Origin of the sequence: Pseudomonas sp. NY15364, assembly GCF_048068235.1 — a bacterium.
GTDB classification, from domain to species: Bacteria; Pseudomonadota; Gammaproteobacteria; order Pseudomonadales; family Pseudomonadaceae; genus Aquipseudomonas; species Aquipseudomonas mendocina_D.
On the sequence record NZ_JBLUPX010000001.1, the window covers coordinates 62,758 to 74,354 of the forward strand.

An 11,597-nucleotide genomic window follows, 5' to 3' on the forward strand; every position below is an offset into this window, starting at 1 on the left:
CGGGTCGCGAGCTTGCGAAATCTTTGGAAGATCAAAGTCGGTAGCGTTTGGCTTTTGCTCTTGAAGCGCGATCTCACAGACGACGCCCAAGTCCCCTTCAGGAGGCTGAGTGAAATCGCCGCGTAAGGGGTTGAGCGACATGGATGTCGCGAGAGCCACGATGGGCCAGGGATGGCCCTTCGTGGCGGGCCCCTGGAGTGGTGATGTAGCGAGGGAACCCAGGCGCAGCCGGGGCCGGATGGTGGGGTGCCCTTCTCTTTGGTTACTTTCTCTTAGGCAAGCAAGAGAAAGTGACTCGCCCGTAAGGGGCGAAACCTAAACGTTCAGACGACGCGCTAACGGATAGTGCCAGCACCGAAAGCACACACTTATTTGCCAGTCCGGTATCACTCACACTTCCCCAAACCATCCGAAGTACTTTCTCTCTGCCGCAACCGAAACTCGTCGACGTTCATTTAACTGTCACATTCGTTTCATAGAGTGTTCACGTGGCCTGCAGATACTTGGGCCCGTTCCATCCAACACTATCCTGCTAGGAGCAAGGCATGAAACTGAAGCGTTTGATGGCGGCCCTGACTTTCGCCGCCGCTGGCGTAAGCGCCGTATCTGCTGTAGCCGCCGTCGACCCGGCTCTGCCGACCTATGAAAAGACTTCCGGTGTATCGGGCAACCTGTCCAGCGTCGGTTCCGACTCGCTGGCCAACCTGATGACCCTGTGGGCAGAAGAGTTCAAGAAGAACTACCCCAACGTCAACATCCAGATCCAGGCCGCTGGTTCCTCCACTGCGCCACCTGCGCTGACCGAAGGTACCGCCAACATGGGGCCGATGAGCCGTCCGATGAAGGACAGCGAGATCCAGGCCTTCGAAGAGAAGTACGGCTACAAGCCGACCGCCGTTCCGGTTGCCATCGACGCCCTGGCCGTGTTCGTACACAAGGATAACCCGATCAAGTCGCTGTCGATCGAGCAGGTCGATGCGATTTTCTCCAGCACCCGTCTGTGCGGTGGCGACAAGGACATCAAGACCTGGGGTGACCTCGGTCTGACCGGCGAGTGGGCTGGCAAGCCGCTGCAACTGTTCGGTCGTAACTCGGTATCCGGCACCTACGGCTACTTCAAGGAAGAAGCCCTGTGCAAAGGCGACTTCAAGTCCAACGTCAACGAGCAGCCGGGTTCGGCTTCGGTTGTCCAGTCGATCTCCAGCACCCTGAACGCCATCGGTTACTCGGGCATCGGCTACAAGACCTCCAGCGTCCGCGCCGTGCCGCTGTCGAAGAAGGGCGGTGAAGCCTTCGAGGCGTCGGAAGAGAACGCTCTGGCTGGCAAGTTCCCGCTGGCTCGCTTCTTCTACGTCTACGTCAACAAGGCGCCGAACCAGCCGCTGAGCCCGCTGGATGCCGAGTTCATCAAGCTGGTGCTGTCCAAGCAGGGCCAGGAAGTCGTGATGAAGGATGGTTACATCCCGCTGCCGTCCAAGGTCGCCGATAAAGCGATGAAGGACCTGGGTCTGTAAGGCTTCCAGCCTGATGGCCTGGCTCTAGCTAGCGAGGCCATTCGACGAACCCGCCACCCCATGGGTGGCGGGCTTTGTCATGTCAGTAGACTGTAATCTTTCTGTCATACAAGCCCGCTAAATTGACAAGCCTGGGCAGCCGTATGCGCTGCAATCAAGCCCGCGCAGAGACTTCTCGCATGAATGACTTGGCAAACGAATCCATGAACCGTTCGCAGAACCCTCTAGGGATCGACTTCAACACGCCCGCCCTGCAACGCAAGCGCCGTCTGCGCGCGTTGAAGGACCGCATGGCGCGTTGGTACGTCTCCATCGGTGGTCTGGCGGTGCTCGGTGCCATCACCCTTATCTTCTTCTACCTCGCCCATGTCGTGCTGCCCATGTTCCAGGGCGCCGAGCTCGAGTCGCGCAAGGCTCAGCAACCGGCCTGGCTGGCCGAGGCCCAGGCGCCATTGCTTCTCGCCGTGGAAGAGCAGAACCAGGTCGCCATGCGCCTGGATACTTCCGGCGCCGTGCAGTTCTTCGAGCTCAAGAGTGGCGAAGCCCTGCAGCGCCTGCAATTGCCACTGCCGCAAGGCGTCAGCGTCGCCTCCGTCGGTCAGGATCAGCCGGGTACGCGCCGCGTGGTCCTGGGCCTGTCCAACGGCCAGGCGCTGATCATTCAGCACAGTTACAAGATCACCTACCCGGATAACGTACGGGCCATCGCGCCGCAGATCGAATACCCCTACGGTGAAGCACCGATCGAGGTCGATCCGCAGGGGCGTCCGCTCGAGCACATCGCCGTCAATCTCAACAGCGGCACGCTGATGCTGGCTGGCTCCACGGGCAACGAGCTGCACCTGATCAGCCTCGCTCGCGAAGAGAACCTGTTCACCGGCGAGGTGAGTGTCAGCGAGGAGCGCATCAACCTGCCGCAGATCGGCGAGCCGATCAGTCAGCTGATTCTCGACCCGCGGCAGATGTGGCTGTATGTGTTCAACGGCGATTCCAGTGCCGACGTTTTCGATCTGCGCAAACGTGGCCTCAATGGCCGCTACGAACTGCTCAAGGGCGGTTCCAATCGCGTGACCAGCGCCACCAGTCTGCTCGGTGGCATCTCGATCATGATCGGCGACGCTAAGGGTGGCATCCAGCAGTGGTTCATGGTGCGCGACCAGGATGGCAAGTCCACCTTCCAGTCGATCCGCAGCTTCCAGCTCGGCGACAGCGCAATCACCCAGATCCTTCCCGAAGAGCGCCGCAAAGGCTTCATGGCCCTGGATGCCGACGGGCGCCTGGGCATCTTCCACAGCACCGCGCACCGCACCCTGCTCAAGGAGCAGGTCGCCAAAGGCAGCGCCATCGCCGCCCTGTCGCCGCGTGCCAGTCGTGTGCTGGTCGAGTCGGACGGCAAGCTGCAGCGCTTCGTGGTGGATAACCCGCACCCGGAAATTTCCTGGAGCTCGCTGTGGGGCAAGGTCTGGTACGAAAGCTACCCGGAGCCTGACTACGTCTGGCAGTCCACTTCCGCCAACACCGACTTCGAAGCCAAGCTGAGCCTGTCGCCGCTGGCCTTCGGTACCCTCAAGGCGGCGTTCTACGCCATGCTCCTGGCTGCGCCGCTGGCCGTGGCTGCAGCGATCTACACCGCCTACTTCATGGCGCCGCGCATGCGCACCAAGGTCAAGCCGGTGATCGAGCTGATGGAGGCGCTGCCGACGGTGATTCTCGGCTTCTTTGCCGGTCTGTTCCTCGCGCCGTTTCTGGAGAACCACTTACCCGGCATCTTCAGCCTGTTGTTGCTGACGCCGGTAGGCATTCTGCTGTTCGGTTTCCTCTGGACCAAGCTGCCTGAGTCCATCCGCCATCGCGTTCCCGAGGGCTGGGAAGCGGCGCTGCTGATTCCGGTAGTGATTGCCGTGGGCTGGTTCTCCATCGGCATCAGTGGTCATCTGGAAAACTGGCTGTTCGGCGGCAACATGCGCCTGTGGCTGTCCAACGACCTGGGCATTCCCTTCGACCAGCGCAACGCCCTGGTGGTGGGCCTGGCGATGGGCTTCGCGGTGATCCCGAACATCTACTCCATCGCCGAAGACGCCGTGTTCAGTGTGCCCAAGAGCCTGACTTTCGGCTCCCTGGCCCTCGGTGCGACGCCCTGGCAGACCCTGACCCGCGTGGTGATTCTCACCGCCAGCCCGGGCATCTTCTCGGCGCTGATGATCGGCATGGGCCGCGCGGTGGGCGAGACCATGATCGTACTGATGGCCACCGGCAACACGCCGATCATGGACATGAATATCTTCGAAGGCATGCGCACCCTGGCGGCCAACGTCGCGGTGGAAATGCCCGAGTCTGAGGTTGGCGGCACTCACTACCGTGTGTTGTTCCTGGCCGCCATGGTGCTGCTGTTGTTCACCTTCGTCATGAACACCCTGGCCGAGCTGATTCGTCAGCGTCTGCGCACCAAGTATTCGTCGCTCTAAGGTTTTGGAAGGTATATGTCCGTGAAACAGAACAACCTGAAATCCTGGTACAAGAGCGGCGCTCCGGGCGTGTGGATGAGCGGTGGCGCGGTTGCCATCGCCATCATCATGACCCTTGGTCTGCTGGCGGTGATCGCCTCTCGTGGCCTGGGCCACTTCTGGCCGGCCGACATCCTCGAAGCCGACTACCAGGTGCCTGGTCAGGAAGCACGGGTGATGCTGGGTGAGGTGGTGCAGGTCGAGGAAGTGCCGCGTGCGCGTCTCGCGGCCGCAGGCCTGCCGGTCGCCGAAGAGGGCGGCGAATTCATGACCCGCGAGCTGATGAAAGTGGGTAACCGCGAGCTGTTCGGCGCCGACTTCACTTGGGTGGTCGGCGAGTGGCTGAGCAACCCGCGCAAGCCAGCGGGTATTACGGTGCTGGAGCGTCGCGAATGGGGCAACTTCTACGGCAACCTGGTCAACGTCAAGGAAAGTGGCCAGGTGGTCGCTGAGGGCGATGCGGCCTGGGCTGCATTGCAGGAGCGCCTGGATCGCGTCGACGACCTGCACGCACAGCTGGTGCGTCTGGAGAAGAAGGACATCGGCCGTATCAACCATGGCCTGGAGCGCATTCGTCTGGAAGGCCGCAAGCTGCAGTTGCAGGACAAGCTGGACGCTGCTGCCCAGGCTGACATGGATGCCCGTCGCGATGCACTGAATGCCGAGTACAAGGTGCTCGAAGAGCGCATGGTGGCGCTGACCCAGCAGATCAATCGCGACAGCGTGACCCTGACAGCCAGCGATGGACGCCAGACCGAAATCGAACTGGGCAAAATCGTCCGCGCCTTCCGCCCGAACGCCATGGGCACGGTCGACAAGCTCGGTTTCTATGCCATGAAGCTGTGGGAATTCGTCAGCGCCGAGCCGCGTGAGGCCAATACTGAAGGCGGGATCTTCCCGGCCATCTTCGGCACCGTGCTGATGGTCATGCTGATGGCGGTGATCGTCACCCCGTTCGGCGTGATCGCTGCGGTGTACCTGCGTGAATACGCGCACCAGGGCGCACTGACCCGGGTGATCCGCATCGCGGTGAACAACCTGGCTGGTGTACCTTCGATCGTCTACGGCGTGTTCGGCCTGGGCTTCTTTGTCTACGTGCTGGGTGGTTCGATCGACCAGCTGTTCTTCCCCGAGTCCGCCCCGGCGCCGACCTTCGGCACCCCGGGCCTGATGTGGGCCTCGCTGACCCTGGCGATCCTCACCCTGCCGGTGGTCATCGTCGCCACCGAGGAGGGCCTGGCGCGGATTCCCCGTGCGGTGCGTGAAGGCTCGCTGGCGCTTGGCGCGACCAAGGCCGAGACGCTGTGGAAGGTGGTCATCCCGATGGCCAGCCCGGCGATGATGACCGGCCTGATCCTGGCCGTGGCACGTGCCGCTGGTGAGGTGGCGCCGCTGATGCTGGTGGGTGTGGTGAAACTGGCACCGACCCTGCCGCTCAACGGTAACTACCCTTACCTGCACCTGGATCAGAAGATCATGCACCTGGGCTTCCACATCTACGACGTCGGCTTCCAGAGCCCCAACGTCGAGGCCGCGCGTCCGCTGGTTTACGCCACTGCGCTGCTGCTAGTGATCGTTATCGCCCTGCTCAACCTGACTGCGGTCTATATCCGTAACCACCTGCGCGAGAAGTACAAGGCGCTGGATCACTAACGCAGCTACGAGTCGCGCACCGCCGGTGCGCAGCTTGCAGCTTGTAGCTACGAACGGAGTGAGTTTATGCAACACGAAACCCATACCCACGGTATCGATCTGGCCGCCCTCGGCCGTGACAAGCAGAGCCTGAGCCTGGCCAACGAGACCACGGCCATCGAAGTGCCGGGGCTGAACCTGTACTACGGCCAGAAGCAGGCGCTGTTCGACGTCAAGATGGATATCCCCAAGCAGCGCGTGACCGCCTTCATCGGCCCGTCCGGCTGCGGCAAGTCGACCCTGCTGCGTACTTTCAACCGCATGAATGACCTGGTCGACGGTTGCCGCGTGGAAGGTGAGATCAACATCGACGGGCGCAACATCTACCGCAAGGGCGAGGACGTGGCCGAGCTGCGTCGCCGCGTCGGCATGGTGTTCCAGAAGCCCAACCCCTTTCCCAAGAGCATCTACGAGAACGTGGTGTATGGCCTGCGTATCCAGGGCATCAACAGCAAGCGTGTGCTCGATGAGGCGGTGGAGTGGGCACTGAAGAGCGCGGCGCTGTGGGATGAGGTCAAGGACCGTCTGCACGACTCGGCCCTCGGCCTGTCCGGCGGTCAGCAACAGCGTCTGGTCATCGCTCGGACCGTGGCCGTGCAGCCGGAAGTGCTGCTGCTCGACGAACCCTGCTCGGCGCTCGACCCGATCTCCACGCTGAAGGTCGAAGAGCTGATCTACGAGCTCAAGAGCAAGTACACCATCGTCATCGTGACCCACAACATGCAGCAGGCGGCGCGTGTCTCCGACTACACCGCGTTCATGTACATGGGCAAGCTGATCGAGTTCGGTGATACCGACACCCTGTTCACCAACCCGGCCAAGAAGCAGACAGAAGACTACATCACCGGTCGCTATGGTTGATTTGACCCCGTAGGGTGCGCTGTGCGCACCGGTTGCAGCTGCCCTGTGGTGCGCACGGCGCACCCTACCCGGACTTTCGCGGAGCGAAACATGATCAACAAAGACAACCTTACCCAGCACATCTCCCAGCAGTTCAACGCCGAGCTGGAAGAGGTGCGCAGCCACCTGCTGGCCATGGGCGGCCTGGTGGAAAAGCAGGTCAACGACGCCGTCACCGCACTGATCGAGGCCGACTCCGGCCTGGCCCAGCAGGTGCGCGAGATCGACGACCAGATCAACCAGATGGAGCGCAACATTGACGAAGAATGCGTGCGCATTCTCGCCCGTCGCCAGCCGGCGGCCTCCGACCTGCGTCTGATCATCAGCATCTCCAAGTCGGTGATCGACCTCGAGCGCATCGGCGACGAGTCGACCAAGATCGCCAAGCGCGCCATCCAGCTGTGTGAGGAGGGCGAGTCGCCGCGTGGTTATGTCGAGGTTCGTCATATCGGTGATCAGGTGCGCAAGATGGTGCAGGAGGCACTGGACGCCTTCGCTCGCTTCGATGCCGACCTGGCCCTGTCGGTGGCGCAGTACGACAAGACCGTCGACCGCGAGTACAAGACCGCGCTGCGCGAACTGGTCACTTTCATGATGGAAGATCCGCGTTCGATCTCCCGCGTGCTCAACGTGATCTGGGCGCTGCGCTCGCTTGAGCGCATCGGCGATCATGCACGCAACATCGCCGAACTGGTGATCTATCTGGTGCGTGGCGCCGATGTGCGCCACATCGGCCTGACCCGTATGCGTGAAGAGGTCGAGGGCAAGTCCAGGGACTGACGCCTGCTGCGTGCTGACGGCCCGGGAAATCCCGGGCCGTTTCGTTTGCGCGATTTGTTGCACGTCCGACGTTTTCCGTTGGCCTTAGGCCATTGGCCATGACTATGCTTACTGCCATTCGTACAGGAGTGGCCGATGAGCAAAGTCAGTGTGCTGGTGGTGGATGACGCGACCTTTATCCGTGATCTGGTCAAGAAAGGGCTGCGCGATAATTTCCCCGGCGTACAGATCGAGGAAGCGATCAACGGCCGCAAGGCCCAGCAGATGTTGAGCCGTCAGGTGGTCGACCTGATCCTCTGTGACTGGGAAATGCCGGAGATGTCCGGCCTCGAGCTGCTGACCTGGTGCCGCGAGCAGGACAACCTGAAAACCACGCCCTTCATCATGGTCACCAGCCGCGGTGACAAGGAGAACGTGGTGCAGGCGATCCAGGCCGGTGTTTCCGACTACATCGGCAAGCCCTTCTCCAACGAACAGCTGGTGACCAAGGTGAAGAAGGCGCTGAGCCGCGCCGGCAAGCTGCAGGCTCTGGCCGCCAGCGCGCCGCCGAAGATGCTCAGCAGCGGCGGCTTTGCCAATGATTCGCTGGCCGCGCTCACCGGTGGCAAGGCTGAGGTGGTCAAACCCAGTGCTCCGGTGCCGGCTGCGGGCCAGGCTGAGCCGAGCGCAGCACCAGCGCCGGCAGCCCCGAGCAAGTCGCCAGCCGGTCGTGGCCAGGGTCAGCTGCGTTTGCCGGCGGGTAGCATGGCTTGTGTGATCAAGGCGCTGAGCCTCAAGGAGGCACTGCTAGTGGTCAAACGCACCGAACAACTGCCGCAGGTGCTGGAGAGTGCAGTGCTCGACCTAGAGCAGGGCGAAGCAGCGGAAACCGCTCGGCTCAATGGCTACCTGCACGCGGTGGTGGCATTCGAACCCAAGCCCGACAGCGAATGGCTGCAACTGACTTTCCGATTCGTCGACCGTGACCCGCAAAAACTCGATTACCTGTCGCGGCTGATCGCCCGCGGCACTGCGCAGAAGCATTTCAGCCCCGGCGCATAGCTGCATGCAATCCGCTGCGCTGTGCCGACCAATGGCGGTGAGCCGTTTCACAGCCTGACGGTCGGTGTATCGCGCGCTCCGTGCTGCGCTGCTAGTCTTGCTAACCCGGATATCAAAAAGCCATAAGATCCGACTCGTTATGCTAGGGCGTCTAATTATTCTCTGCAGTCTGCTGGTCTGTTGCAGCCAGGCCGCTGCGCTGACCATCTATAAGTACGTCGACAAGAACGGCGTAGTCACCTATAGCGATCAGGCTGCGCCTGGCGCGCAGGTGTTCGTGTTCAACGATCGCATGGTCGAGCGCCTGGACAATCAGGTGAAACTGGAAACCAAGAAGCACGAAGCCGGTGAAACCCTGCTGATTCGCAATGACCTGTATGCCCCGGTGGAAATCGAACTGAAGCTGGAGCAGGTACAGAACGCCATCGGCGCGCCGGACAAACCCATTCGCTGGGTGTTGCCAGCGCGCAGCAATATCCGCCTCGCCACCCTCACCGCGCAGGATGCATCGAAACCGCTGCGCTACACACCCAGGTTGCGCTACGCCCTCGGTGACCCGCGTCTGCAGCCGAGCATCCATCGCTATCCGCTGCCCTGGCGTGGCGGTCCGTTCCGTCAGACCCAGGGCGCCAACGGCACCTACAGCCACTTCACTGCCAAGGGTCGCTATGCAGTGGATATCGCCATGCCTGAAGGCACGCCCATCGTCGCTGCACGCGCTGGCATGGTGGTGAAGACCGAGAACCAGCAGAGCGGCCGTGGCAACAACCCGGCCGGCAACTTCGTGCGCATTCTGCATGACGACGGCACCATGGGTGTTTACCTGCACCTGATGAAGGGTTCGGTCGGTGTGCGTGAAGGCCAGCGGGTAGAAACCGGCAGCCTGTTGGCGCGCTCCGGCAACACCGGCAACAGCACCGGCCCGCACCTGCACTTCGTGGTGCAGCGCAATGTGGGGCTGGCGGTCGAGTCCATTCCCTTCAACTTCCGTCAGCCGGTCAACAGCCTGCCGAATTTCGCCGTCGGCGGCGAATAGTCTGGCGGCAGAATATCAAGCAAAAAACGGCGACCCGAGGGTCGCCGTTTTGTGAAACCAGGCGTGATCAGCCGATCTCGATCATCTCGAAATCCATCTTGCCGACGCCGCAGTCAGGGCATAGCCAGTCTTCCGGCACGTCTTCCCAGCGGGTGCCGGGAGCGATGCCGTCATCCGGCCAGCCCTGGCTCTCGTCGTAAATCAGTCCACAGACCACGCATTGCCACTTTTTCATAAAATCCTCAGACCAATCTCACGGTGTTGCGCGACGCAAGCTACCGCAATTGCACTGACGCGCCAAGCGGGCTGACGGCAATCGCCGCCAGCCAGGGACCAACCAAAGTCGGGCCGCGCAGTGCACGGCCCGTCATCACTCAGCGAGCGGCCATCAGCGGGTCGGTCAGCGCCATGCCATACATCGTCACCAGCGCGATCACGCCGGCTGCAGCGAGGTAGTAGAGCGTCGGCAGGATGGTCTTGCGCAGGGTGATGCCTTCGCGCCCGAGCAGACCGACGGTCGCCGAAGCCGCCACCACGTTGTGAATGGCGATCATGTTGCCCGCCGCCGCACCGACCGACTGCACAGCGACCATCATCGCCCCGGACACGCCGATCAGCTCGGCAGCGTTGAGCTGGAACTGCGACAGCATCAGGTTGGACACGGTGTTGGAACCGGCGATGAAGGCGCCCAGTGCGCCCACGGCCGGGGCGAAGAACGGATACACGCCACCAACGCTGTCGGCCACCAGTTGCGCCATGGCCACCGGCATCGACACCAGGTCGCTGCCATTGACCCCGGAGTTGATCAGGATACGCACCATGGGGATGGTGAAGATCAGCACGAAGCCCGCACCGAGCAGGGTCTTGCTCGACTCGCCCACCGCCGCCTTCAGTTCGGAGAAGCGCATGCGATGGAGGAAGAAGGTGATCAGCACCACCATGCACAGGATGCCACCCGGCAGGTACAGCGGTTCGATGGTGCCGGACACGCCGGTCTCACCGAGGATGTCCTTCCAGCCGAAGGTAAAGCTCATCAGTGCCGCTTTCACCTCGGGGAAGGTGCGCGAGATCACCAGGAACACCGCCAGCAGCAGGTAGGGCGCCCACGCCATGGGCACCGAAATCGGCGTCTTGCCGGCCACCTCTTCCAGTTTCATTTCGATTTTGCCCATCCAGTCGGACGGCCAGTCTTTCGGGTCAGCGAAGTCCCAGGTTTCCTTCGGCAGCAGGAAGCCGGCCTTGGCGGCCGGTACCACGATGGCCAGGCCGACCAGGGCGCCGATCATCGAGGGGAATTCCGGGCCGAGGAACACGCCGGCTGCCATGTACGGCAGGGAGAAGGCGAAGGCGGTGAAGATGGCGAACGGCGCGACGGCCAGGCCTTCCTTCCAGCTCTGATTCTTGCCGAAGAAGCGCGTCATGATCATCACCATGATCAGCGGCATCAGCAGGCCGATCAGGCCGTGGGTGATGGCCACCCGCGAATAGATCAGGTGGAAGAAGGCTTCCCAGCTACTACCCGTGGCAACCAGTTGCTCGGTGATGCCGGTTCTGTCCAGGCCCGAACCGACACCCACCAGGATTGGCGTACCCACTGCGCCGAAAGATACCGGCGTCGATTGCACCATCATGCCCAGCACCACCGCGGCCAGCGCCGGGAAGCCCAGGGCGACCAGCAACGGCGCGGCCACGGCAGCCGGGGTGCCGAAACCGGAGGCGCCCTCGATGAAGCAGCCGAACAGCCAGGCTACGATCAGCGCCTGCACGCGGCGATCCGGACTGATGTTGGAGAAGCCCCGGCGAATAGCCGCGATGCCGCCGGAGTGCTTGAGGGTGTTCAGCAGCAGGATCGCGCCGAAGATGATCCACAGGATCGCGGCCGTGAGTATCAGCCCCTGCAGGCTGGAGGCGATGACCCGGTTGAGGGACATGTCCCAGGCCAGCAGGCCGATCAGGGCGGTGAGGACGAATACCAGCGGCATCGCGTACTTGGCCGGCCAGCGAAAGCCGATCAGCAGTACACCCGCCAGCACCAGTGGCACGAAGGCCAGGATGGAGAGCAATGTTTGACTCATGGGTTGGTTCCTTCTTTTTCTTGTGAACCACAGTTTTCCGGGGATACCCGGCGCC

Annotated in this window: 9 protein-coding genes; 7 read left to right on the plus strand and 2 right to left on the minus strand. The window is 62.2% G+C overall.

What is annotated here, in order from left to right; all coding sequences use genetic code 11:
- Nucleotides 1–545: 545 nt before the first annotated feature.
- The 7 genes from ACNFCJ_RS00325 (at nucleotide 546) to ACNFCJ_RS00355 (ending at nucleotide 9,467) form a co-directional block, all read left to right on the plus strand.
- Nucleotides 546–1,514 carry a PstS family phosphate ABC transporter substrate-binding protein gene (locus ACNFCJ_RS00325; RefSeq protein WP_017676440.1) on the plus strand — a complete coding sequence of 323 codons (969 nt, stop codon included), beginning with the start codon at nucleotides 546–548 and terminating at the stop codon, nucleotides 1,512–1,514.
- 179 nt (nucleotides 1,515–1,693) lie between these two features.
- Complete coding sequence (locus tag ACNFCJ_RS00330; RefSeq protein ID WP_416769146.1) at nucleotides 1,694–3,979, plus strand: ABC transporter permease subunit; 2,286 nt, start codon at nucleotides 1,694–1,696, stop codon at nucleotides 3,977–3,979.
- Between the two features lie 15 nt (nucleotides 3,980–3,994).
- The gene (pstA, locus tag ACNFCJ_RS00335; RefSeq protein ID WP_416769147.1) at nucleotides 3,995–5,671 is read left to right on the plus strand and encodes a phosphate ABC transporter permease PstA; all 1,677 of its coding nucleotides are present in this window, start codon (nucleotides 3,995–3,997) and stop codon (nucleotides 5,669–5,671) included.
- A 66-nt stretch (nucleotides 5,672–5,737) separates the two neighbouring features.
- Nucleotides 5,738–6,571, plus strand: coding sequence for a phosphate ABC transporter ATP-binding protein PstB (gene pstB, locus ACNFCJ_RS00340; protein ID WP_021487569.1), 834 nt, complete (start codon nucleotides 5,738–5,740; stop codon nucleotides 6,569–6,571).
- Nucleotides 6,572–6,661: 90 nt separating this feature from the next.
- Nucleotides 6,662–7,390 (plus strand): phosphate signaling complex protein PhoU, encoded by a 729-nt coding sequence (gene phoU, locus ACNFCJ_RS00345; RefSeq protein WP_416769149.1) that lies wholly within the window; start codon nucleotides 6,662–6,664, stop codon nucleotides 7,388–7,390.
- A 135-nt stretch (nucleotides 7,391–7,525) separates the two neighbouring features.
- Entirely contained in the window at nucleotides 7,526–8,431 is a 906-nt protein-coding gene (locus ACNFCJ_RS00350) for a response regulator (RefSeq protein WP_143507216.1), read from the plus strand.
- Between the two features lie 139 nt (nucleotides 8,432–8,570).
- Nucleotides 8,571–9,467 (plus strand): peptidoglycan DD-metalloendopeptidase family protein, encoded by an 897-nt coding sequence (locus ACNFCJ_RS00355; protein ID WP_416769150.1) that lies wholly within the window; start codon nucleotides 8,571–8,573, stop codon nucleotides 9,465–9,467.
- A 67-nt stretch (nucleotides 9,468–9,534) separates the two neighbouring features.
- On the opposite strand, the gene ACNFCJ_RS00360 is transcribed toward ACNFCJ_RS00355, so the two are convergent.
- Both ACNFCJ_RS00360 and ACNFCJ_RS00365 read right to left on the minus strand, forming a co-directional pair.
- Entirely contained in the window at nucleotides 9,535–9,702 is a 168-nt protein-coding gene (locus ACNFCJ_RS00360; protein WP_003242223.1) for a rubredoxin, read from the minus strand.
- A gap of 139 nt (nucleotides 9,703–9,841) precedes the next feature.
- Complete coding sequence (locus ACNFCJ_RS00365) at nucleotides 9,842–11,542, minus strand: L-lactate permease (protein WP_416769151.1); 1,701 nt, start codon at nucleotides 11,540–11,542, stop codon at nucleotides 9,842–9,844.
- Nucleotides 11,543–11,597 lie beyond the last annotated feature (55 nt).